The sequence below is a fragment of the Massilia sp. BAP21 genome, assembly GCF_057801335.1.
Genome location: NZ_CM173596.1, coordinates 173,977 through 197,509, shown reverse-complemented (window position 1 = coordinate 197,509; position 23,533 = coordinate 173,977). Strand labels below are relative to the sequence as shown.

The window sequence follows — 23,533 nt, the reverse complement described above, 5'->3', positions numbered from 1 at the left end:
CGAGCGGCGCACGGGCGCCGCTTTTGGAAAAACCGGAGCCAACGTGGGGGAAGGGCAAACAAATGGGGAACTGCGTTGCGCTTTCCTTCGCTGGCATTATCCAGATCAGGTACGAAGGGTATCTCTCACCCGGAACGCGAATTCCAGGACCCCTAGCGAAGGCGCGAGTGTAGCACGGCGTATGGCGCTTTTGTCAATGCGGGAATGGTGGTTTTCCGTAGATACCGTCTTACCCGTCAAGCCCTACATGCAAATTTTGGGTCGTAGGGCTTGCCGGAGTGGATGACACCAAAACACAAGTGTGCCAGCTTGCGCATAGCGGCTCCAATTGCGGCCATCGCGGTTTTACCTTTGGCGAGCAGTCGCTCATTCAGCGCCTTAATATGCGGATTACAGCGTGTTGCCACGACGGCAGGCATGTACAGCACTTTGCGTAAGTAAGCAGGGCCGGCTTTCGACATATGCGGCCGGCCACGTACCGAAGATCCTGACTCCCATACAACTGGCACGAGCCCCAGATAGGCTGCCAGCTGCTCGGCGCTCTCAAACGTTCGACCAGCAAATAACGTCGTCATATGGGTCGAAACACGAGGACCGACACCAGGTATCGTTTCGAGTAGTTCTTTCTTGTTGCGCAGGTCCGGGTCGTCATTGATGTGCTTGGCAATCATCTTTTCCAACCGCTTCAGTTCGGCCTGCAGAAAAGCGATTGATTCTGCAATAGAGGCGCTTACAGCTTCTGGTACCGAGCTAAAGTCGTTTGCTTCCTTGCGATTGCGTTCGCGCTGTAGATCGTCGGCGACTGCATCACGGCGCGCCAGCAGGGCTTTGAGGTGACGTGCTGACGGCGATGGTGGCTGCCATGGTGCAGGATTTTGGGCCATGCCGAAGCGAGCCAGCACCGCACTGTCTTGCTTATCGGTCTTGTTCTTCACCCCCAGTCCTTGCGCGAAAGCGCGCAGCTGAGCTGGATTAACCAGCGATACGACCAGTCCAGCATCGGCCAGGGCCAATGCAGCGGCTTCGTGATACATCCCTGTCGGCTCCATCACCACGTGTGGATTGGACGCCTTCTTTTCGTTCAGCCAGTCAAGCAACTCCACAAAGCCAGCAGCTGTATTTGGAATATTACTCTTCGACTTGAGCTTGCCGGTCTCGCTATCGAGCAGCATGCAGTCAAGGTTTTTCTTGGCAACGTCTACACCTAGATAAAACATAAATTCTCCTTGCGTCCTCGATCAACACACCCACTCTCCTTGTGCATACAGGGTCATTGCCCTTGGCTACCGTCCAGTGTTTGGCATGGTGTGGGAACGAGGTGAAGGGCTTGATCTACCTTCCAAGGTCGAGCCTTAAGGGTGGGCCCAAGCTGGTCTTCACCTCTGCTGGCAGTAGCTAACCACCAACTCGGTCAAGATACAAGGGTGGGCACTTGTGCCCACGCGGTCTCAGCGCACGATCGGACGCAATGCGTGAAACGGTGCGGTGTTTATGGGTACGACCGCGTGGGCACAAGTGCCCACCCTACAACAGCAAGACGCCGATATTCAAACTTCGGCGGCCTCGCGCACCGGCGCCGCATGCTCATGGTGCGCACGCGCATGCAGCAGATGCCGCTGCAGGGTCGACTTGGCCGAGGTCTCGATCGCGCGCCAGTAGTCGCGCCGCTGCGCCGCGCGCTTGCGGTGTTTCGATGGCATGTCGGCCAGCGGCTTGAGGTAGAAGGGAAGCGAGATCAGCCAGGTGTCCCCCGGCAGCTCGACCCCGCCCAAAATCTTCCAGAATCCGTCGTAGGCATTCGCGAAGTGCTTGGCGTCGAGCGGGTCGTAGGCCGGGTGCGCCGTGCACTTCACGCCCGCCACCTGCTCCATGCCCACGGCCTGGGCCACGCCCTGCATGGCGGCAAAGCAGAAGAAACTCGGCGAGTTGTTGGGGAAGGCGTTCTCGAAGGCCTCGAAGGCTTCGCCGGAATCGGTCCAGCGGCCCTGGTTGCGGGTCACGAAGGGCACCAGCCCCGGCGGCAGGCCGGCCACCGCGCCGTCGACCCAGGAGAACGACAGCCGGTGCAGCACCTTGCCGTCGGCGACCAGGGCGATCGTCAGGTCGCCTTCGGCATTCATGCGCGAGCCCATCTCCAGGCGGATCAGGAACTGGCTGCCGCCTGCCTCGTGCTGCCACAGCGCCAGCCCGCCGCCGGCGTACACGGCCTGCTTGTAGGCGGCATTGAAACTGGTTTCCTCAAAACGGTAATGCGACAGCACACATTGCACGCGCTGGCGCGCCGACAAACCCTTGACCAGGTAATGGCGGTGGCTCAGGTGGTGGAACAGGTCGGTGTTGGCGGGCGCCGCCACGTAGTTGCGCACCACGTCGAGCTGGCACAGCGCGGCATGATCTTGCCAGTAACGCAGCGCGCGCGCGCTGCGCAGCACCGCCATCAGGCGCGAGGTGAAGGAAAGCTGGCCGCGGCGGGCCGTCCAGTGCTTGGCGAGGTGGGCGAAGATCATGGTCGCGTTCCGTAAGTGGCAGTGTCAGGCAAACTCATGGTGGCTCAGCTGCCTTCTACGGGCGGTGAGATTGCTCAAGGGAAATAAATTCTTTGAGGCAATCTTTCCGACGCCATGACGGGAAATAGCGAACACGGTTATGCTCCTTCGGCTCTGATTCTTGTCAAACGTAATGACATGTTTCTTACAAGAATAACATGAGCCGCGCGCGCCCCCTCCGGAATTTGCTCGATACTGCCGGTTCACTCACGGAGAGAACCATGGCTTACGAACTGTATTACTGGCCCAGCCTGCAGGGTCGCGGCGAATTCGTCCGGCTGGCGCTGGAGGAAGCGGGCGTCGATTATTCCGATGTGGCGCGCGGCTGGCACGGCGTCGACAAGCTGATGGCGGCCATGAAGGAAGGCCCCACGCCCCCGTTCGCGCCGCCTTATTTGCGCGCCGGCGACCTGACGATCGGCCAGACCTCGACGATCCTGATGTTCCTCGGCGAGCGCCACGGCCTGGCGCCCCAGGATATGGCAGGGCGGCTCTGGACCCAGCAATTGCAGCTGACGATTGCCGACGTGGTGGCCGAAGCCCACGAGACCCACCATCCGGCCGGCATGAATGTGTATTACGAAGACCAGAAGCCCGAGGCCTTGCGCCGCGCGCAGGAATTTACCTCCGCGCGCATCCCCAAGTTCCTCGGCTATTTCGCCCATGTGCTGGACCAGAAGGACTACCTGCTGGGACAGGACGTGACCTACGCCGATTTATCGCTGTTCCAGGTGCTGGAAGGGCTGAACTACGCCTTCCCGAAGGCGACGGCGCGCGTGCTGGCCGAGCATCCGCAGCTGGAGGCGCTGCGCCAGCGCGTGGCCGAGCGCCCGCGCATCGCCGCCTATCTCGGGTCCGAGCGGCGCATTCCGTTCAACGAGGAAGGCATTTTCCGGCATTACCCGGAACTGGACACCTGAGTCCGGTCAATCCCACTGCGGCGCAAAGTCCGGGCTGACCAGGCGTTCGCCGCGTTCCAGCGCATCGATGGCGGCGATGTCGCCCGCATCGAGCCTGATGCTGCCGGCCGCCAGGTTGCCTTCCAAATTGGCGCGCCGGGTCGAGGACGGAATCACGGCATGACCCTTGGCCAGCAGCCAGGCCAGCGTCACCTGGGCCGGCGTCGCGTCCACGCGCGCGGCAATCGCGCGGATGACCGGCTCGTCGATCGCCTTGCCATAGGCCAGCGGCATGTAGGCAGTGACGTGGATGCCGTGTTCGCGGGCAAAGGCAGCCACCGCACGGTTCTGCAAATAGGGATGCAGCTCGACCTGGTTGGTGGCGATGTTCTGCGCGCCGACCGCGGCGATGGCCTCGCGCATCAGCGGGATCGTGAAGTTCGAGATGCCGATGGCGCGGGTCAGGCCGCGTTCGCGCGCCGCCATCAGCGCTTCCATCGACTCGACCACGGAAACGGCGGCGCCGGGCGAGGGCCAGTGGATCAGGGCCAGGTCGACCGCGCTTGTCTTCAGCTTGCGCAGGCTCGCTTCCAGGCTGGGAATTAGGGCGTCGCGCGACAGATGTTCGGTCCAGATCTTGGTGGTGACAAAGACTTCGCCGCGCGCCGCGCCGCTGGCGGCAAGCGCCTGGCCGACTTCGTCCTCGTTGCCGTAGATCTGGGCGGTGTCGATGTGGCGGTAGCCGAGGTCGAGGGCGTTGGCGACGCTGTCGATGGCCTGCTTGCCTTGCAAGCGGAAGGTGCCGGCGCCGATATTGGGCATGTTCATGTGATTTCCTTTTGTTGAATTAAACAAGTTCTGCCGGGTTTTGTAGCTGAGGCTGTGCTTGCGCCTTGCGGGCCGCTTGAGCCCGTTCATCGCGCCGGTCGAGGTGGCCGGCCAGGGTGGTCAGGGCCAGGGCGCCGAGCACGACCAGCGCGCCGATCGGCGGCGTCGCCATCAGGCCCAATTGTTCGACGATCACGCCGCCGCCCCAGGCGCCGAGCGCGATGCCGAGGTTGAAGGCGGCGATGTTCAGGCCGGAGGCCATGTCCAGCGCCTGCGGCGCATCGCGCTCGGCGCGCTGCACCACGTACAGCTGCAGGCCCGGCACGTTGCCGAAGGCGACCGCGCCCCAGGCCAGCACGGTGGCCACGACCAGCACCGGATGCGGCGCGGTAAAGGTGAGCACGGCCAGCACGATGGCCAGCAGCGCGAACACGACCTGCAGCGCGCGCACCGGCCCCTTGCGGTCGGCCAGGCGTCCGCCCCAGATGTTCCCGGCGGCGACCGACACGCCATACACCAGCATCACCAGGCCCACGCTCGAGGCCGCGAAACCGGCGACGTCCTGAAGGATCGGCGCCAGGTAGGTAAAGGCGATGAACGAACCGCCATAGCCGAGCGTGGTGATGGCATACACCAGCAGCAGGCGCGGCTTTTTCAGGACCGCGAACTGCGCCGCCAGGCTGACCGGCTTGCCGGCGCCGATGGACGAGGGCACCAGCAGCATGCTGCCGACCATGGCGATCACGCCGAGCAGGGCGACGGCCAGGAAGGTCGACTGCCAGCCGAATTGCTGGCCGATCCAGGTTCCGAGCGGCACGCCGGTGACCAGGGCCACCGTGAGGCCGGTGAACATCAGGGCAATCGCCCGCGCCGCCTTGTCCCTGGGCACCAGGCTGGTGGCGATGGTCGAGCCGATCGAGAAGAAGACGCCGTGCGCCAGGCCGGTCAGCACGCGCGCCGCCATCAGCGCGGCATAGCCGGGCGCCACCGAGGCCACCAGGTTACCGGCCGTGAACAGCAGCATCAGGCCGATCAGCAGGCGCTTGCGCGGCACGCGCGCGGTGAGGGCGGTCAGCACCGGGGCGCCGACCGCCACGCCCAGTGCGTACAGGCTGACCAGCAGGCCGGCCGAGGGAAGCGAGACGCCGAGGCTGGCGGCAACGTCGGGAATCAGGCCGACGATGACGAATTCCGTCGTCCCGATGGCAAAGGCGCTCAGGGTGAGCGCCCATAGTGCGAGTGGCATAGTGTTCTCCTGCAGCCAATGTTGAAAAGTAGAGCTGCAGTGTGAGCGAAACAGGCCACCAGAAAAATCCTTTGCCCTACAATACACTTTTGACTGGGAGTCACGAATGATCGACGTGGAGGCATTGATTACATTCTCCGCAGTCATGGATGCGGGATCGTTTTCCGGTGCCGCCGAACGGCTGGGGCAGACGCCGTCGGGTGTCTCGCGCACGATTGCGCGGCTGGAGAGGCACCTCGGCATGACCCTGCTGCACCGGACCACGCGCCGCCTGCAGCTCACCGACGAGGGCGCCTGGCTGCTCGAGCGTGCGCGCGCCATCCTGGCCGACCTCGAACACACCGAGCTGGAAGCGTCGGCGCGCCGCTCGCAACCGTCCGGCCTGGTGCGCGTGAACGCGGCCACGCCCGCGCTCGACCACCTGCTGGCGCCGCTGGTGCCGGCCTTCCTCGACGCCTATCCGCTGGTGCAGCTGGAACTGACCAGCGGCGAAACCGTGGTCGACCTGATCGAGGAACGTGCCGACCTGGCGATCCGCATCGGCCAGTTGCCCGACTCGACGCTGAACGCACGCCGACTCGGCAGCAGCCGCATCCGCGTGCTGGCGGCGCCCGGCTACCTGGCGCGCCACGGCACGCCCGCGAACGTGGCCGAGCTGGCCCAACATCGCCTGCTGGGCTTCTCGAAGCCGGCCTCGCTGAACACCTGGCCGCTGGCCCGGGATGGCGCCGAGGGCTATACCATCGAACCCGCCGTTACCGCGTCGAGTGGGGAGACGGTGCGCCACCTGGCGCTGGCCGGCGCCGGCATCGCCTCGCTGTCGGATTTCCTCACGCGCGCCGACATCGCGGCCGGCCGCCTGGTACCGGTGCTGCCTGACGCGGCGCTGCCCTGGGACCAGCCGGTGTGGGCCGTGTTCTACAGGCAGGGCGCGCTGGCGCCGCGGGTGACGGCGCTGGTGGATTTCCTGGCACGCGAACTGGCGCCGCTGCTCGAAAACTAGCCTGCGCGCGAGAAGAATGCCGCGTTCGTTTGGCGCAGCGCAGCACAGCCGATGGTTGCACGAACTTCAAGCCGGCGCTACGCTCGAACAGCAGTACAAGAACCCGCCGTAGCGGTCACCCATCCTGAAAGGAGCGCGCAACATGAGTTCGGAAGTCAAACCCGTCGAAGAGGGCATGCACACCATCACCCCGCACCTGACCTGCGCCAACTGTCACGAGGCCATCGAGTTCTACAAGCGGGCCTTCGGCGCGCGCGAGGTCATGCGCTCGCTCATGCCCGACGGAAAAATCGGCCACGCCATGCTGCGCATCGGCGACTCGCCGCTGTTCCTGGCGGACGAGTTTCCCGACTACGGCGCTTTCGGTCCGCTGGCGCTGAAAGGTTCGTCGGTCAACATCCACCTGGCCCTGCCCGATGTCGACGCCGTGTGGGAGCAGGCCGTGGCCGCCGGCGCAACCGTCAAGATGGAACTGGCCGACCAGTTCTGGGGCGACCGCTACGGCCAGATCGAAGACCCGTTCGGGCACCGCTGGTCGCTGGCCCAGCACGTGCGCGACGTGTCGGAAGAAGAAATGCAGGAGGCCATGAAGAACATGTGCGCCTGACCGTCCGGACTCTGATTGCGGCGGCGCTCATGTAGCGCTCATGTAGCGCTCAGGTCGCGCTCAAGTGCTGATACAGGATCAGGCTGCCGATCACGATCAGCACCAGGCCGCCCATGATCTCGGCGCGCTTGCCGACCAGCGCGCCGAGGCCGCGGCCCAGCATCACGCCGATCGTCACCATCACGAAGGTGGCAAAGCCGATGGCGGCTGCGGTGACGACGATGTTGGCGTCGATGAAGGCGAGGCCGGCGCCGACGATCAGGGCGTCGATGCTGGTGGCCACGCCGGTGATGGCCAAACGCCAGAAGCCGTGGCTGGAGGGTTTATCGTCGTCGATGTCGGGCGCACTGAAACCTTCGCGGATCATGCGCAAGCCGAGCAGGCCGAGCAGGACAAAGGCGATCCAGTGGTCCCAGGCCTGGACGTAGGGCGCCGCCGCATTGCCCAGCACCCAGCCGAGCAGCGGCGTCAGGCCCTCGATCACGCCGAAGATCAGGCCGGTGCGCAAGGCTTCGCGCAATTGCGGCCGCTGCAGCGCGGCGCCCTTGCCGACAGCGGCGGCAAAGGCATCGGTGGACATGGCCAGGGCAAGCGAGGCGGTGGCGGCGAAATTCATGGAACGCTTTCTGTCGGGCGAACGCAAAGGCAGGCCCGCGCGGCCCGAACTCCGCACGCAGGCTTGCCAAAGGTCTTGCCAACCGAACAGGGCGCGGGTTCACACACAAGATGCTGAACGCGCGCGCTTGGCTGCCCGTACCACGGCCGCGTGTGTTTGCTGGCCGAGTATGTTGATACGGGAACTTCCTGGGAGGAAGCAGGCTACTCCCCAATGGGCGCCGACATTATAACCGAGGCCCCGGCTCGGCAGTACAGCAGGAATGTGGGCATTTGCACAAGAGAATAGTGAAACGCGTAGACTGTGCGGCAAGCGGCATATCTCCGTGTATGCCATCCACCGATCCACAGGAGGCAGCTTGGACACCATGGACCACGACAGCGGCATGCACGACATTGACATCGTCATCGTTCCGCCCACGCACGACCTCGGCGACGGCTTCAAGGTGCGCCGCGCGCTGCCCAGCCGCCAGCGGCGCATGGTCGGTCCCTTCGTCTTCCTCGACCAGATGGGACCGCACGTGTTCACGGCCGGCCAGGGCCTGGACGTGCGCCCGCACCCGCACGTCTGCCTGGCCACCGTCACCTACCTGTTCAGCGGCGAAATCCTGCACCGCGACAGCCTGGGCGTCGTGCAAGCCATCCAGCCCGGCGCGGTCAACTGGATGACGGCCGGGCGCGGCATCGTCCATTCCGAGCGCACCGCTCCCGAACGCCGCCAGGCGGGTTCCGATCTGTTCGGCCTGCAATGCTGGGTGGCGCTGCCGCGCGCCGTGGAAGAAAGCGATCCCGCCTTTGCCCACGTCGGTGTCAACGAACTGCCCTTCATCGAAGACGGCGGCGTCAGCGCACGCGTAGTGGCCGGCAGCTACTGGGGCAAGAAGGCACCGGTGCCGACCCACTCCGACATGTTCTACGTCGACCTGACCCTGCAGCCCGGCGCGCGCATCGCCATGCCGGCCGAGTACCACGAGCAGGCCCTGTACATCGTCGAAGGCAGCATCGACCTCGGCCGCGATGGCGTGTTCGAAGCCGGGCAGCTGGTGGTGCTCAAACCCAGGGCCGAAGTCATCCTGCGCGCACCCGGGCCGGGACCAACGCGCGCCATGCTGCTCGGCGGCGAACCCATGGACGGCCCGCGCTACCTGTCCTGGAACTTCGTCGCCAGTTCCGCCGAGCGTATCGAACAGGCGCGCGAGGACTGGCGCAACGGAGCCTTCCCGCAGGTGCCGGGCGAAACCGAATTCATCCCGCTGCCGGACACGCTGGGCAAGCCGGTGCACTATCCCTGAACGCACCCGCACAATGGCATAAAGGCAGCATTTCACTCCACCCTGATTAGTCAATCATGCAATTTTCCGAACACTCCGCTCAGAACCAGGACCCGGCCGATGTCTCCGGCGTGCAGCGCATCGCCGCCTTTTCCGACGGTCTCGAAGGCGGCAACCCGGCCGGCGTCTGGATCGGTGCCGCGCTGCCGTCCGCGGCCGAGATGGCGCGCATCGCCCACGCCATCGGCTTTTCCGAAACCGCCTTTGCCGCGCCGCTCGAGGCCGGACAAGGGCAGGGCGGCTACCGGGTGCGCTACTTTTCGCCCGAAGCCGAGGTGCCGTTCTGCGGCCACGCCACCATCGCCCTTGGCGCCGCACTGGCGGCCGCGCATGGCGACGGCGTGTATGCGCTGACACTGAACGACGCCCGCATCACGGTCGAAGGCCGGCGCCATGCCGAAGGGGATGGCAAGAGCAGCAAGCCCGGCGATGGCGAGGAAGACGGGAAAGCCCAGGCCGCACCCGGCCTGGTCTCGGCCGCCCTGCAATCGCCGCCCACGCGCAGCGCACCCGCGCCGCAACACGTCGTCGAGCGCGCCCTGGCCCTGTTCGGCTACCGCCAGGAAGACCTCGACCCGCGCATCCCGCCGGCGCTGGCCCACGGCGGCGCCGACCACCTGGTGCTGGCCCTGCGCAGCCGCGCGCTGCTGGCGGCGATGCAGTACGAGCTGGACGCCGGCCGCGCCTTCATGCGCGAGCTCGGCATCGTGACCGTGGTGCTGGCCTGGGCAGAATCCGACACCCTGTTACACACGCGCAATCCCTTCGCCGCCGGCGGCGTTTATGAAGACCCGGCCACCGGCGCCGGCACCGCAGCCCTGGCCGGCTATTTGCGCGACCTGGGCTGGACAGGCGGGCAGGGAACCGGCGGACAGATCGACGTGGTGCAGGGCGAGGACATGGGCATGCGTTCGCGCCTGCGCGCCAGTTTCGATGGCGTCCCAGGCGGATCGATTCGCGTGTCGGGTACGGCGCGTTCCATGTAAAACGCGGTGCGCGAGTATTGCTGAGCGTGGATGTTGCCAGGTCGTTAGCACAGGCATTCCAAGGATGATGAATAGAAGGCAAAAAGTGCCTCTTATTAGCGTTTTGATTACATTCAGAAGATTGATAATGATCAATAACAGCCGTTAGCCAACATCATTTTTCAAGGAATGTCCTGTCATGGAAATGCGTCCCCCAGCAATGTTCTCCGCAACTCCTGCGCGCTCGGAAATGCCGACCGAGCGCCTGCCGTTCACGATCCGCCGGGTCGAGAACGAGGACAGCCTGAAGAAAGCCGTTGCCATCCGCCACGCCGCCTATGCGCGCCACGTGCCCGAGTTCGCCCGCTCGCTGGCCCTGCCCGAAGCCTGCGACTATGAAGAAGACACCGTGGTTCTGCTGGCCGAGTCCCGCCTCGACGGCACGCCGCTGGGCACGGCGCGCATCCGCACCAACATCCACCACCCGCTGCATATCGAGGAATCGGTGGTGCTGCCGCAGTGGCTGCAGGGCCGCAGCCTGGGCGAGGTCGAGCGCCTCGGCGTGGGCGAGGGCCGCATCGGCCACATGGTGAAGGTGGCGCTGGTGAAAGCCTTCTTCGAGTACTTCGAGAAGACCGGCATCGAATACGCCGTGATCGCCGGCCGCGCCCCGGTCGACCGCCACTACGAGCAACTGCTGTTCACCGACGTCTTCGGCGACAAGGAAATGGTGCCGTTGCGCCATGCCGGCAACATGCCACACCGCGTGATGGCCTTCGAGATCGCCAGCGGCGAAGCGCGCTGGACCGCCGCGAAACACCCGCTGCTGAAGTTCTTCCGCCATACCCATCACCCGGACATCGATGTTGGCGTCGCAGGTGCTGAGGCACGCACCACGGCAAGCGATGTCAATACCGGCCGTGGCGCGCAGGCGACACCTGTCGCGCCGCAGGCGCCGATTTCGACCCCGCTGGACCAACTGGCCGCTGCCTGACCAAATATTGCATGACGGCATGTAGTTCAGGCTGTATCCTAAACGGTGAAGCGCGCTGGCAGCAGGCTGGCGTTTGTCAGCCTGATTCGTCCAGCCTATGCCCCAGCCGTCCACGCCCGCACGACCTTCGTTATCCGTGTATCTCGACCGCCTGTTCACGGCGGGCATGCACTTGCTGTCGGTCTACCTGGTGCCGATCGGCGTGGCACTGGTGTCGATCCTGGCCCTGGCTTCCTGGAACAGCCATTACGTCGCCCGCGGCGACGTGGTGCTGCCGCTGCGCGTGCTGGCCGAGCACGGCCCCGCGCTGGCGCCCGACGAAGCCCTGCGCCAGCTGGGCCACCGCCATGCGGTCGAGCGCTACGACACCCATCTGTCCGAAGCCCCGCTCTGGTTCGCCCTGCGTCCGCATGTCCAGGGCGAGGGGCCGCAGGTCATCGAATTCCCTTCGCGCCATGCCATCGATATCCGCTGCTGGGACGGCGCCACCGGGCAAGCCCTGGGCTTTGCCTCGCATGAAGCCTCGAGCGGCGCCCTGAGCCCGGCCAAGGCCGGTTTTGTGCTCAAGCCCCAGGCCATGCCGGCCGAACTCATCTGCCGCGCACGCTTCACCGGCCCGGCACGGGTCAGCGCCGTGCAATGGCCGGCCGCCGAGATGACCCTCTCGGTCCAGCAATTCCACCGCAAGTCCGGCCTGCTCGACGGCGGCATGATCGTGTTGAGCCTGTTCATTTTGGTCACGGCCCTGATCAACCGCCAGCTGCTGTATCTGCAGTTCGCGGTCTGGCTGATCCTGAACCTGCGCGTGGGTGCCATCTCGGCCGGCTGGGACATCCAGTGGCTGGGCCAGGAACTGCCGCAAGCCTGGCTGGCGCCGAGCCGCGCCGTGACCACGGCCCTGTACGGGATCGCCACCATGGCCCTGTACTTCAAGCTGTTCGGCGCGGAACTCGCGCGCAGCCGCCTGGCGGTGCCGCTGCGAGTGGCGCAAGGCCTGTGCCTGTGCCTGCTGCCGATGGCGCTGCTGCTGCCTTTCAGCATTTACTTGCCGGCGATGTGGGTGCTGGTCGCGCCCGGCCTGGCCCTGATGACGGTTGGCCTGTTCGGCATCATGCGCAACGCCCAGGCGCGGGTGGCGATGTGGTTCGCGGCCTCGTTCGCCGTGACCTTCATGTCGACCCTGGCCGAGGTCATTTCCGCCGCCGTCGGCCTGCGTGAAATGCTGGGCGTGGTCAACAGCGTCACCGCCGCCCTGGCCTCGAGCCTGCTGGCGGCGCTGGCGGTGGCCGAGCAGATGCGTCTCGAGACGCAAAAACGGATTGCGGTCCAGGCCGAGCTGGAGCATGCCTACGAGGCGATGCCGGTGGGCCTGTTCACGCTCGACCTGTACGGCGCCTTCCTGTCGGCCAATCCGGCCCTGTGCCGCATGCTCGATTGCGCGCTGCCCGGGTCGGCCTCGGCTTCCGGATTCGACTCGGGTACGCAGGCCGATCGCAGCCGTATCCTGTGGCAGCAATTCTTCGACGACAATTCCTGGTTCCACCTGCGCGACCAGGTGCACCTGCAGACGAACGTCGAGATGGAACTGGCCAGCCGCGACGGCGAGCGCCGCTTCCTGGTGCGCGCCACCCTGGCCCATGGCCGCATCGAAGGCGTGCTGGAAGACATCACGGAAAAGACCAAGGCCACCGAGCAATTGCGCTTCATGGCCAACAACGATCCGCTGACCAAGGTCTTCAACCGCCGCGGCATCGAAAAAGCCTTCGAGCATGCGGCGGTGTCGCTGGCCTCGGGCAAGCCCCTGTCGGTGGCCTACATCGACCTCGACCGCTTCAAGCTGATCAACGATCTGTTCGGCCACGCGGCCGGCGACGACGTCCTGAAGCAGGTGTGCGAACGAATGGCGATGATGCTGGCCGGCGGCCAGCAGATCGGCCGCGTCGGCGGCGACGAATTCGTGATCGTCATGCCCGACACGGCGATCCCGCTGGCCTCGCTGATCTGCCGCGGCATCGTCGACCGCATCGGCGGCACGCCTTACCGCGTCGGCGACAAGGCTTTCCATGTGCGCGGTTCGGTCGGCCTGATCGAGGTCTCGCACGGCATGCCGATGAAGGACGCGATTTCCACCGCCGACCGCGCCTGCCGCCAGGCCAAGGAAGCCAGCGACGGTCTGGTGGTGTACGAGCGCAATGCGCGCGCCTTCCACGAGCGCGAGGCCGAGCTGAACCTGGTGGCGAAACTGCAGGGGCCGAACGCCACCGACGGCCTGTTCCTCGAGATGCAGCCGATCATGTCGCTGAAGACGCCGCACGATTCGCTCAACTTCGAGGTGCTGCTGCGCATGCGCGGGCCTGATGGCGGCGTGCTGCCGGCCGGCCCGCTGATCGGCGCGGCCGAGAAATGCGGGCGCGCCGGCGTGATCGACCGCTGGGTACTGTCGAGCACCCTGGTCTGGATTGCCGAGAACGTGCAGAAGCTGCCGCATACCCGTTTCGTGTGCATGAATTTGTCCGGCGCCTCGCTGAACGACGAGCGCTTCGTGCAGGACACGCTGGAGATTTTGGCGCGCCACGTGCACGTGGCCAGCCGCCTGTGCATGGAAATCACCGAAAGCGTGGCCCTGCACGACCTCGACAACACGCGCCGCTTCATCGACCAGGTGCGCAACTTCGGCGTGAAGGTGGCGCTGGACGACTTCGGCGCAGGCTATACCTCGTTCTCCTACCTGAAGGAACTGCCGGCCGACGTGCTGAAAATCGACGGCAATTTCATCGTCAACATCAACGCGCACCCGGCCAACGTAGCCATCGTCGAGGCCATCGTCAACCTGGCGGTGAACCTGGGCATGAAGACCATTGCCGAATGGGCCGAAGATGCAGCCACGGTGCAGACCCTGGCCGAGATCGGCGTCGATTACGTGCAGGGCTGGGCCGTGTCGCGCTCGCTGGCGCCGGAGCGCATGCTGGGGGCGCCATCATCGGCCAGCTTCATCGAGGACGGTGAACTGCTGGAGATGCTGCCGACGCTGGGGGCGGCCAGTGCGCTGGACTTGCGCGGTTTCATGCGCATGGGCTAGGGCGGCCGTGCAAGCCAGTGTGTCTGGCTTCGGATTCACGTAGGGTGGACGGGTTCCCCGTCCACGCGTCGATTGCCGGCGCGCGCATGACTGGTGCCGATGATCTTGCCACCACTTGCCGGCTTCGTGATCGTTCCGGATGAACGCGCCGCTAACGATCGACGCGTGGGCGGCGCTACGGCCGCGTGAGTGCACGCGGCAGGGTAGAGCCGACCACCCTACCGGCTCGTTACCAGCTGGGTGCGGTCCGAGTCGAGCAACAGCAATTGGGCACGCGCCGCCTTCAGGGTGGCGACGTCGCGCGCCAGCGGACGGTCGCGCTGCGGCATGCGCGGGCGCCAGTCGTGCTGCTGCTGCATGCGCGGCGACCCGGCGAAGCGCTGGATCGGCTGCGGCTGCCCGGCCTCCGGTGCGGCATCGCTAACGGACGTACCCTGCATGGAGGCATCCTGCACCAGGGCAGGGGCGGCGGCCGTCATGCGCGTGGCGCGCGCGCCGCTCTCGCAGGGCTGGTCGGTCAGCGTCACGTTACCGGCGCTGTCCACGCATTTCAGGATCTCGGTTCCGGCGAGTGCGGCGGGGGCGGCCGCCAGGGCCGCCAGGCTGATGCTGAGAGAGGCCAGGATTCTCATGGTTGGCTCCTTGTTCGATGGAGCCATTCTCCCGGCTGGGGCCGCCTGTCTCTGTTAGGTGACTCACCGTGGGTAAAAAATTGTCAAAAAAACCACGGATGAGCTAGCCCGGCCGGTAGCGGCGCGGCAGGGCGGATGCCTTGATCAGGCGCCCACCAGTTGGGCGAAGCGCGACAGGTCGACATTCCCGCCGCTGATCAGGACGCCCACGCGCTTGCCGGCCGTTGGGTAAACGCCATGCAGGGCCGCCGCCGCACCCAGGCAGCCGGTCGGCTCGACCACCATCTTCATGCGCTCGGCAAAAAATTTCATGGTCTCCACCAGTTGCGCATCGCTGACGGTGACGATGTCGTCCACGCGGCGGCGAATGACCTCGAAATTGTGTTCGCCGACGTGGGTGACCATGGCGCCGTCGGCAATCGTGTCCGGCACGCCGATGTGCACGATTTCTCCCTTGCGCAGCGATTGCTGGCCGTCGTTGCCGGCTTCCGGCTCGACGCCGATCACCTTGCAGTCCGGCGCCAGGCCGGATGCGGCCAGCGCGCTGCCGGCCAGCAAACCGCCGCCGCCGAGCGGCACCAGCAGCACGTCGAGCGGGCCGACGTCTTCGAACAGTTCCTTCGCCGCCGTGCCCTGGCCGCAGATCACGTCCGGGTGGTCGTAGGGCGGGATCAGGGTCATGCCGCGTTCTTCGGCCAGGCGGCGCCCGATCTCTTCGCGGTTTTCGGTGTAGCGGTCGTAGAAGATCACTTCGCCGCCGTATTCCTTCGTCGCCTGCACTTTGAGCGCCGGGGCGTCCTTCGGCATGATGATGGTGGCGCGGATGCCGGCCAGGCGCGCCGACAGGGCGATCGCCTGGGCGTGGTTCCCCGACGAGAAGGTCAGCACGCCGGCGGCGCGCTGGGCATCGGTGAAGCGCGCGATGGCGTTATACGCGCCGCGGAACTTGAAGGCGCCCATGCGCTGGTAGTTCTCGGCCTTGAAGAACACGGTCGCATTCGCGCGCGCGTCGAAGGTGGTCGAGGTGAGCACCGGCGTGCGGTGGGCGGCGCCTTCGAGGCGTGCGCCGGCCTGTTCGACGTCGCTGTACTGCAGGGTAGTGGTCATGGCAGTGTGAAGTAAAAGAAATCAGGAAGCCAGCGGCAGGGCCAGCTGCACCAGCAGCCCGCCGCCTTCGCGGTTGCGCACCGTGAGTTCGGCATTGTGGCGGCTGACCACGCGCTCGACGATGGCCAGGCCAAGGCCGGCGCCATTCGCCTGGCCGCGCGCGGTATCGAGGCGCGTGAAGGGTTTCAGCAACTGGTTGATCTGGTCCTCGGGCACGCCGGGGCCGTGGTCGCCGATCTGGACCACGGCGCGCCGGCCTTGCGGCGTGGTGCGCACGTGACAGGCGAAATCGATGTCGGTATGGTCCGTATCCGGCGTGCGCGCGTAGCGGCGCGCATTTTCGACCACGTTGTTGAACACGCGGCGCAAGTCGGTCTCGTTGCCGAGCACGACGATGCCTTCATCGATGTCGGTGCTGGTGCGCACGTCGGGCATGCGCGCCGCGTGCATGGCGCTGTCGGCCAGCAGGCCGGAAAGATCGACGGCGACAAACGTAGCGGCCTCGGTCGGCTTGGCGTAGTCGAGGAACTGGCCGATGATGGCGTCCATCTGGGCGATGTCCGACTGCATGCCTTCGCGCGCGTCCTGCGACAGATTCGCCATCTCGACTTCGAGCTGCATGCGCGCCAGCGGCGTGCGCAAGTCGTGCGAAATGCCGGCCAAAATCACGGCGCGGTCCTTCTCCACCTGGGCCAGGTCCTCGACCATCTGGTTGAAGCTGCGGTTCGCCTCGATGATCTCCTGCGGCCCCTTTTCCGGCAGCGGCGCCGGCTTCTCGCCCTTGGCAAAGGCGCGCGTGGCCGCGGTCAGGCGCGCCAGCGGCAAATTGATCAGGTTCGAGATCAGCGCGGCGCCGAGCAGCGACAGCAAGCCCACCACGCTGGCCCAGCCCAGCCACTGGATGCGCGTGAGGCCGGCCAGGCGCTCGCGTTCGAGCATCAGCCAGTATTGGTCGTCGTCGATATTGAAGCTGACCCAGAAGCCGGCCATGCCGTTCACGCGGCTGGAAAAGCGCGTCTGCTGGCCGAGCTTGTCGCGCACGGCGGCGGCGATGTCGGGCATCAGGGCGTTCGCCGGCGGCGGGTCGACCTGGTCCGAGTCTTCCAGCGTGAAGATGCGGATGCCTTCGTTCGACACCAGTTCGAACAGCAGCTCGCGGCGCAGCTCGGGCGCCGAGTGGGTCAGCGCCGCCTTGGTGATGGTGACCACCGAGACCACGAGTTCGGCGGTCTGCTGCACCTGGGGGCCGCGCTGGAACACGTTCAGCATGCCGATCCACGAACCCATCGACAATGCGGTCAGCAGCGACATCAGGAAGAAGGTGCGCCAGAACAGGCCGCTGCGCGTCCAGGGCATGCGGCCCGGACGCGGCTGCAGGAACGAAGCAAACACTAGCGCGGCTGTCCTTCAGGGATGAACACGTAGCCCAGGCCCCAGACGGTCTGGATGTAGAGCGGGCTCGATGGGTCGGGTTCGATGAGTTTGCGCAGGCGCGAGATCTGCACGTCGAGCGAGCGGTCGAAGACTTCGTATTCGCGCCCGCGCGCCAGTTCCATCAGCTTTTCGCGCGAGAGCGGCTGGCGCGCGTGGCGCGCGAACACCTTCAGCACCGAGAATTCGCCGGTGGTCAGGGGCACGGTCTCGCCGTTCTTCTTGAGGGTGCGCGTGCCGAGGTCGAGCACGAACTGGCCGAACTCGAAGGTCTGCGGGGTTTCCGACGGCGCGCCCGGGATTTCGTCCGGGCCCTTGCGGCGCAGGACGGCGCCGATGCGCGCCACCAGTTCGCGCGGGTTGAAAGGCTTGGGCAGGTAGTCGTCGGCGCCCATTTCCAGGCCGACGATACGGTCGACGTCTTCGCCCTTTGCGGTCAGCATGATGATCGGGGTCTGGTCGCCGGCGCCGCGCAGGCGGCGGCAAATCGACAGGCCATCTTCGCCCGGCAGCATCAAATCGAGCACCAGCAGGTCGTAGCGCTCGCGCAGCCAGAGCTTGTTCATGGCCGGCGCGCTTTCGGCGGTGACGACCTGGAAGCCCTGTTCGGTGAGGTAGCGGCGCAGCAGGTCGCGCAGGCGCACGTCGTCGTCGACCACCATGATCTTCGCGCTATGGCCGCCGCTGCTGACTGGGGTGGCGGGATTCGGGTTGGAAGATGTATTCATATGCTGTCAATTTGTCAGATTCGTATCGCTATGGTAACTTCTCTGCGCTTCGAATTTCGGTGTTACGGGCGGGGCATTACATTGTGTTACAAACTTTACCCAATTGGTCTTATACCCGGTAGGCATTCCACATACACTGGGACCCATCGAAGCTTATCTGTTTATCCGGCATCGCGGAAGAGGAACACCATGACAAACGCGCTCACCAAAACCAATGCAGCAGCCCTGGCCCAGGGCCAGCGGTTTGCCCGCCTGGCGCGCCGTGGTCTCGCCGTTTGCATGCTTGCCTGCGTCGGCCTCGGCGCCGCGCATGCACAGAGCCACGGACGCCGCGACGACATGCAACTGCCGCCTCCGGCACGTGCCGAGCGCTATCCCGCACCGCAGATCGACGGGCGCGAACAGCGCGGATATGACCAGATGCGCGACCAGCAGCGCGAGCAGCAGCGCATGCTGGACGACCAGCAGCAGCGGCGCCAGCAGATGCAGGAACAGTCGTCGCGCGAGGGCCGGCGCGAAGGGCGCCTCACGCCCGACGAGCGGCGCGACCTGCGGCGCCAGATCAACGAGGCCGGGGCGGACATCTATCCGAATGCGCGCCGCCGCTGAGGCTGGACTCATTACACACGAAGCCGGGCTTGCCCGGCTTTTTATTTTTGGCGCGGCTGCACCGGGCCGCCATTGCTGCGGTCAGTACGTATTGACCGGGCGCCCGATGTTGTGTTTAGGCGAAACATTGCTATTCGCCATCATAAAGATTGCTATTTGTTATTTATTAATGACTAACAACATGTTAGGCTTTGCGCTTTACCCTTGACGCTTTGTTAAGGGCGGGTTCTTCACCTGGAGCGCAAACGTGTCCGATTCCGTTGTTGCCACCTCTCCCGTCGCGCCAGTGACGCGCTTCGCATCGAGCGGCCCCGAACATTGCCTCGAGCGCCGGCCCGACGGCGTTTTCGCCGATCCCGCCGTGCTCGGCACCACCATCCTCGCCGCCGTCGACAGCGTGCTGCGCTCGGGCCGCTACTTCACCGGCCTGAACTACCCGGTCCTGCTGAAAGCCCTGTTCGACAGCGGCCCCGACCTGCCGCTCGGCCCCGACGGCGTGCCGCTGGTGCGCCTGGGCGACGACATCGTGCCCTTCAACCTGCAGCGCCGCCCCCTGTACCGCGCGGTGCGCATCGCCGGCGCCGAGGCCGAATACGTGTTCGAACCGGTGCACCTGGGCGGCAGCGATGGCCAGCCCGAGGTGCCGGCGCGCCTGGACGTCGACGAATTCGTGGCTGACATGTGGCTCAAGGGTATCCGCTTCGGTATCGATATCGGCGCCGTGCGCGGCGCCATCGCCAGCGGGAATGCCGGCCGCATCGTGGTTGCGCGGCGCCTGGAACCGGTGGCGGGCGAGGATGCCAACGTGATCGAGGTCTCCGAGGACATCCACCGCAGCAACGCGCCGCGCCAACTGGCCAACGGCAAGCTCGATTTGATGTGCTTTCAGAACCGCTTCCCGCAGGTGAAGGGCGGCACGCGCCTGCTGCAAAAGCTGCCGCCCAGGGTCGGCACGGCGGGCTTCGAGATATCCGGCCTGCGCATCGAGCCGGCGCCGCCGCGCGACCTCGATTTTTCCACCTACGCCGGTGACGGCACCGGCATCGACAAGGGCCGCGACGGCGAATACCTGGTCGCGACCCGGGCCGGCTTCCTGAACGTGGACGCCACGACGCGCCAGATCTCGGTGGGCGACAAGATCGTCAGCCGCGACGGCGTCAGCGCAAGAACGACCGGCAACCTGAACCTGACCGGCGACTACGAGGAATTCGGCGACGTCCAGGAAAAGCGCGTCATCGAAGGCACCAGCATCACCGTGCACGGCGACGTGTACGGCGAACTGGTCTCGCGCGGCGGCACCGTGCGCCTGTGCGCCAACCTGGTCGGCGGGCGCGCCACCAACAAGGCCGGCGACATCGTGGTCGACGGCGTGGCCTCGTCGGCGCACATCCAGGCCCTGGCCGGCACGGTCTCCCTGCAGCGAGCCGAGAACTGCGTGATCTCCGCGACCCGGGTGCGCATCGCGCACGCGGTGAACTGCGAGATCATCGCCGACGAACTGCACGTCGGCCGCGCCGACGGCTGCGCGCTGGCCGCCCGGACGGTCCGCATCGACGCCACCGCGCCCTGGCGCGACAGCGAGATGCTGGTGTACGCCATGGCCGCCGACTGCGGCCGCATCGACGAGGTACTGGGCCAGGTACGCGCGCGCCTGGCCCAGATCGCCGGCGTCGTGAACCACCACAAGGCCGAACTGGCGCAACTGTGCGCCCGTCCCGAGGTGCGCAGGTACCTGGAGATCGCCGGCAAGGTGCGCAGCGGCGAGATGAGCCTGACCCCGGCGCAGAACGCGCAGTTGCGCCAGATGGGGCAGGTGGTGGCGCCGGATTTGCAGAAGATCGGCGAAGTCTCGAATGCGCGCAAGGCGGCCGAGGCCGAACAGGCCGAGGGCCAGGCCCTGCTGGCGCGCTTCGAGGCCCAGCGCGCCGAACGCGCCGTCTCGACGCGCTTGCACATCGGCCACCTGGACGGCGACACACAGGTGCGCAGGCTGCCTTACGATCCCGACGGCGCCTGCTTCTATCACCTGGCGCCGCGCGAGATCAAGCTGCGCCTGCGCGGGGCCGAGGGCACGCGGCTGCATGCCGGCGCGGGCGGCAGCTACGAGTGGCAAGATGGTGCGGCCGGGCCAGCGAGTTAATGCCTTAGAAAAATGTTTTTAGGAAATGTTGACTGCTCTCAACAAGAGGGCGGGCGGCACGGCTTAGCATGGTGGCTGTTCGACAGGGGACCATCATGCACAAGGACATCATGCTTCACCGCCCGACCGGGGCGAACTTCCTCAGCTTCACCCTCGGCGGCCTGGAATACGGACTCGATTTCGGCAAGGTGCAGGAACTACGCGTGCTGAAGTCGCTCGAGCGCTTCGCCGAAGGGAGCGAGATCGTCGAAGGCGTGGCCGTTTCGCGCGGCGTCATCATGCCGATCGTCGACATGCGCGCGGCCTTCTGTGGCCACCCGGTGGCCACCACACCGACGACCGACGTCATCATCCTGAAACTCTCGACCTGCGTAATGGGGATGGTGGTCGATGGCGTGACCGATGTGGTAACGCTGGCGGCAGAACAGATTTCGCCGATCCCCGGCGCGGACGGCAGCGCGATCGATTACCTGATCGGGCTGGGGGTGACGGAAGGGCGTCGGCTGATACTGGTGGATATCGACAGGCTGATGTCGATTAATAACGGGGCGCGGCGGCAGGTGGCTTGATTGCTGGCTTTGCCTTTGATCATCCGGTCAGACAGCGTGGGCACAGGTGCCTAGCGCGGCCCGGCCCACCCTACGAAACCCGGGTTTTACGTAGGGTGGGCTCTTGAGCCCACGCGGTACCACGCAAGATCGGTCGAGAACACGTAGGGTGGGTACTCGTACCCACCGCACAGCGGAAACAACCCGGTCACACGACCGGAACGCCGCTCAAGCCGCCAAGCCCTCCAACTGCTCCTGCAACTCCAGCCACTCGTTCTCCAGCGTTCCCAAATCACGCACGCAGAAGGCCTGGTCCGCCACCAGGTTCTTCAGTTCATCCTTCTTGTCCGCCTCGTAGACCGACGGCTCCAGCAGGCGCGCATCGATCTCGGCCTTCTTCGCATTCAGCTTGGCCATCTGTTCCTCGACGCGCTTGATGCGGTTCTCGATCGGCTTCTTGAGGGCCGCCACGCGCTGGCGTTCTTCGGCGTCGAGGCGCTTCTGTTCCTTGCGGTCGGCCGCCGGCACCGGCGCAGCGGCCGCCTGCACGGCCACCGGAGCCGGCTTGCTCTCCTTGGCCATCGGCAGGCCCACCGTTCCCTTGCCCAGCTTGGTCTGGAACAGCCAGTCCTTGTAGTCGTCGAGGTCGCCGTCGAAGGGCTGCAGCTTGCCCTCGGCAACGATGATGAACTGGTCGGTGGTGGCGCGCAGCAGGTGGCGGTCGTGGGAGACCACCACCAGCGTGCCTTCGAACTGGGCCAGGGCCAGCGTCAGCGCCTCGCGCGTTTCCAGGTCCAGGTGGTTCGTCGGTTCATCGAGCAGCAGCAAATTCGGGCGCTGCCAGACGATCAGGGCCAGCGCCAGGCGCGCCTTTTCGCCGCCCGAGAAGGGCTTGATCGGGCTGGTCACCATGGTGCCCGGGAAGTTGAAGCCGCCCAGGAAGTTGCGCAGTTCCTGCTCGCGCACGCTCGGCGCGATCTTCGCCAGGTGCCACAGCGGCGACTCGTCGTGGCGCAGCATCTCCACCTGGTGCTGGGCGAAGTAGCCGATCGACAGGCCCTTGCCGACGGTGGCGGTGCCGTTCACAGGCGCCAGTTCGCCGGCGATCGTTTTAATGAGCGTCGACTTGCCGGCGCCGTTCACACCCAGCAGGCCAATGCGCTGGCCGATCTGCAGCGAAAAGTTCACGCGCTTGACGATGGTCTTGCTGTCGACCTTGTCGCCGTGGGCATCGAGGATCGGATAGCCGGCGTCGACGTCTTCCATCACCAGCAGCGGATTCGGCGCGGCCAGCGGATCGCGGAACTCGAACGAGAACTCGGCGGCCGCGCGCAGCGGCGCCAGTTCTTCCATCTTCGCCAGCGCCTTCATGCGGCTCTGCGCCTGGCGCGCCTTGGTGGCCTGGGCCTTGAAGCGGTTGATGAAGGATTCCAAGTGGGCCCGGGTGCGCTGCTGCTTTTCCAGGGCGCTGGCCGCCAGCACCATGGCGGCGGCGCGCTGGCGCTCGAACGACGAATAGTTGCCCGAGTAGCGCTTGAGTTTCAGTTCGTCGATGTGCACCACCACGTTCACGATTTCGTCGAGGAAGTCGCGGTCGTGGGAGATGATGATCAGGGTGCCGGCATAGCGCTTCAGCCAGTCTTCCAGCCAGATGATCGCATCCAGGTCCAGGTGGTTGGTCGGTTCATCGAGCAGCAGTAGGTCGGAAGGACACATCAGCGCCTGCGCCAAGTTCAGGCGCATGCGCCAGCCACCCGAGAAGCTCGCCACCGGCTGCTGCATCTGGTCGAGCGAGAAGCCCAGGCCCAGCAGCAGCTGTTCGCCGCGCGACTGCACGGTGTAGGCGTCGGCATCCATCAGCGCGCTGTGGACGTTGCCCATGGCGATACCGTTTTCCTCGGTGTGCGGCGCCGCTTCCAGCGCCTCGAGCTCGGCCTGCAGGCGGCGCAGATTCACGTCGCCGTCGATCGCGTAGTCGAGGGCCGGGCGGTCGAGCGCCGGCGTCTCCTGTGCCACGTAGGCCATGCGCCACTTGGCGGGGAAGTCAATCTCGCCCCCGTCCGGGTGCAGCTCGTTGCGCAGCATGGCGAACAGGCTGGATTTGCCGGCGCCGTTGGCGCCGATCAGGCCGATCTTGTCGCCAGGGTTCAGGGTCAGGTCGGCGCCTTCCAGCAGCGGCTTGGTGCCGCGCATCAGGCTGACGTTCAGGAAGCGGATCATGTCGT

21 protein-coding genes and 2 riboswitches are annotated in these 23,533 nt (G+C 65.8%); of the genes, 11 read left to right on the top strand and 10 right to left on the bottom strand.

The features are described 5' to 3' along the window. Positions 1-65 precede the first annotated feature (65 nt). Positions 66-164, bottom strand: a riboswitch (TPP riboswitch). Positions 165-236: 72 nt separating this feature from the next. Both ACWYRN_RS00885 and ACWYRN_RS00880 read right to left on the bottom strand, forming a co-directional pair. Further along, entirely contained in the window at positions 237-1,217 is a 981-nt protein-coding gene (locus ACWYRN_RS00885; RefSeq protein WP_488688451.1) for an IS110 family RNA-guided transposase, read from the bottom strand. A 330-nt stretch (positions 1,218-1,547) separates the two neighbouring features. Then, positions 1,548-2,507: a DUF535 family protein gene (locus tag ACWYRN_RS00880; RefSeq protein ID WP_488690676.1), complete on the bottom strand. Its 960-nt coding sequence runs from the start codon at positions 2,505-2,507 to the stop codon at positions 1,548-1,550. A 260-nt stretch (positions 2,508-2,767) separates the two neighbouring features. On the opposite strand from ACWYRN_RS00880, the gene ACWYRN_RS00875 reads away from it, so the two are divergent. Beyond that, positions 2,768-3,466 (top strand): glutathione S-transferase, encoded by a 699-nt coding sequence (locus ACWYRN_RS00875; protein WP_488690675.1) that lies wholly within the window; start codon positions 2,768-2,770, stop codon positions 3,464-3,466. Between the two features lie 6 nt (positions 3,467-3,472). Here ACWYRN_RS00875 and dkgB read toward each other — a convergent pair whose 3' ends face one another. Both dkgB and ACWYRN_RS00865 read right to left on the bottom strand, forming a co-directional pair. Next, positions 3,473-4,273, bottom strand: coding sequence for a 2,5-didehydrogluconate reductase DkgB (gene dkgB, locus ACWYRN_RS00870; RefSeq protein WP_488690674.1), 801 nt, complete (start codon positions 4,271-4,273; stop codon positions 3,473-3,475). Positions 4,274-4,292: 19 nt separating this feature from the next. Then, entirely contained in the window at positions 4,293-5,519 is a 1,227-nt protein-coding gene (locus tag ACWYRN_RS00865) for an MFS transporter (protein WP_488690673.1), read from the bottom strand. 106 nt (positions 5,520-5,625) lie between these two features. Between ACWYRN_RS00865 and ACWYRN_RS00860 the strand changes: the two genes are divergently transcribed. Both ACWYRN_RS00860 and ACWYRN_RS00855 read left to right on the top strand, forming a co-directional pair. Continuing rightward, positions 5,626-6,522 (top strand): LysR family transcriptional regulator, encoded by an 897-nt coding sequence (locus tag ACWYRN_RS00860; protein ID WP_488690671.1) that lies wholly within the window; start codon positions 5,626-5,628, stop codon positions 6,520-6,522. A 142-nt stretch (positions 6,523-6,664) separates the two neighbouring features. After that, on the top strand, positions 6,665-7,129 hold the full coding sequence (locus tag ACWYRN_RS00855) for a VOC family protein (RefSeq protein ID WP_488690670.1): 465 nt from the start codon (positions 6,665-6,667) through the stop codon (positions 7,127-7,129). Between the two features lie 49 nt (positions 7,130-7,178). Here ACWYRN_RS00855 and mntP read toward each other — a convergent pair whose 3' ends face one another. Next, the gene (mntP, locus tag ACWYRN_RS00850; RefSeq protein WP_488690669.1) at positions 7,179-7,745 is read right to left on the bottom strand and encodes a manganese efflux pump MntP; all 567 of its coding nucleotides are present in this window, start codon (positions 7,743-7,745) and stop codon (positions 7,179-7,181) included. A 26-nt stretch (positions 7,746-7,771) separates the two neighbouring features. After that, a riboswitch (yybP-ykoY riboswitch) is annotated at positions 7,772-7,969 on the bottom strand. 143 nt (positions 7,970-8,112) lie between these two features. Here mntP and ACWYRN_RS00845 point away from each other — a divergent pair. The 4 genes from ACWYRN_RS00845 to ACWYRN_RS00830 all read left to right on the top strand — a co-directional run bounded on the left by ACWYRN_RS00845 (position 8,113) and on the right by ACWYRN_RS00830 (position 14,113). Beyond that, a complete protein-coding gene (locus tag ACWYRN_RS00845; protein WP_488692895.1) occupies positions 8,113-9,036 on the top strand; it encodes a pirin family protein in 924 nt (307 codons plus the stop codon). Between the two features lie 56 nt (positions 9,037-9,092). Next, complete coding sequence (locus ACWYRN_RS00840; protein ID WP_488690668.1) at positions 9,093-10,061, top strand: PhzF family phenazine biosynthesis protein; 969 nt, start codon at positions 9,093-9,095, stop codon at positions 10,059-10,061. Between the two features lie 178 nt (positions 10,062-10,239). Beyond that, positions 10,240-11,034: a GNAT family N-acetyltransferase gene (locus ACWYRN_RS00835; RefSeq protein ID WP_488690667.1), complete on the top strand. Its 795-nt coding sequence runs from the start codon at positions 10,240-10,242 to the stop codon at positions 11,032-11,034. A 136-nt stretch (positions 11,035-11,170) separates the two neighbouring features. Further along, the gene (locus ACWYRN_RS00830; RefSeq protein WP_488690666.1) at positions 11,171-14,113 is read left to right on the top strand and encodes an EAL domain-containing protein; all 2,943 of its coding nucleotides are present in this window, start codon (positions 11,171-11,173) and stop codon (positions 14,111-14,113) included. A gap of 218 nt (positions 14,114-14,331) precedes the next feature. On the opposite strand, the gene ACWYRN_RS00825 is transcribed toward ACWYRN_RS00830, so the two are convergent. The 4 genes from ACWYRN_RS00825 to ompR form a co-directional block, all read right to left on the bottom strand. Continuing rightward, positions 14,332-14,745: a DUF4124 domain-containing protein gene (locus ACWYRN_RS00825; protein ID WP_488690665.1), complete on the bottom strand. Its 414-nt coding sequence runs from the start codon at positions 14,743-14,745 to the stop codon at positions 14,332-14,334. A gap of 144 nt (positions 14,746-14,889) precedes the next feature. Then, the gene (locus tag ACWYRN_RS00820; protein WP_488690664.1) at positions 14,890-15,852 is read right to left on the bottom strand and encodes a threo-3-hydroxy-L-aspartate ammonia-lyase; all 963 of its coding nucleotides are present in this window, start codon (positions 15,850-15,852) and stop codon (positions 14,890-14,892) included. A gap of 21 nt (positions 15,853-15,873) precedes the next feature. Beyond that, positions 15,874-17,208: a sensor histidine kinase gene (locus tag ACWYRN_RS00815; protein ID WP_488692894.1), complete on the bottom strand. Its 1,335-nt coding sequence runs from the start codon at positions 17,206-17,208 to the stop codon at positions 15,874-15,876. Positions 17,209-17,243: 35 nt separating this feature from the next. Continuing rightward, positions 17,244-18,011, bottom strand: a complete 768-nt coding sequence (ompR, locus tag ACWYRN_RS00810; RefSeq protein WP_488690662.1) for an osmolarity response regulator transcription factor OmpR — start codon at positions 18,009-18,011, stop codon at positions 17,244-17,246. Between the two features lie 189 nt (positions 18,012-18,200). On the opposite strand from ompR, the gene ACWYRN_RS00805 reads away from it, so the two are divergent. The 4 genes from ACWYRN_RS00805 (at position 18,201) to ACWYRN_RS00790 (ending at position 21,329) form a co-directional block, all read left to right on the top strand. After that, entirely contained in the window at positions 18,201-18,620 is a 420-nt protein-coding gene (locus ACWYRN_RS00805; RefSeq protein WP_488690661.1) for a hypothetical protein, read from the top strand. Next, positions 18,604-18,828 (top strand): hypothetical protein, encoded by a 225-nt coding sequence (locus ACWYRN_RS00800; RefSeq protein WP_488690660.1) that lies wholly within the window; start codon positions 18,604-18,606, stop codon positions 18,826-18,828. Before ACWYRN_RS00805 ends, ACWYRN_RS00800 begins: the two co-directional genes overlap by 17 nt. Positions 18,829-18,867: 39 nt before the next feature. After that, positions 18,868-20,760 carry a flagellar assembly protein A gene (locus tag ACWYRN_RS00795; protein WP_488690659.1) on the top strand — a complete coding sequence of 631 codons (1,893 nt, stop codon included), beginning with the start codon at positions 18,868-18,870 and terminating at the stop codon, positions 20,758-20,760. 95 nt (positions 20,761-20,855) lie between these two features. Next, positions 20,856-21,329: a chemotaxis protein CheW gene (locus ACWYRN_RS00790; protein ID WP_488690658.1), complete on the top strand. Its 474-nt coding sequence runs from the start codon at positions 20,856-20,858 to the stop codon at positions 21,327-21,329. A 207-nt stretch (positions 21,330-21,536) separates the two neighbouring features. On the opposite strand, the gene ACWYRN_RS00785 is transcribed toward ACWYRN_RS00790, so the two are convergent. After that, entirely contained in the window at positions 21,537-23,528 is a 1,992-nt protein-coding gene (locus ACWYRN_RS00785; protein ID WP_488690657.1) for an ATP-binding cassette domain-containing protein, read from the bottom strand. Positions 23,529-23,533 lie beyond the last annotated feature (5 nt).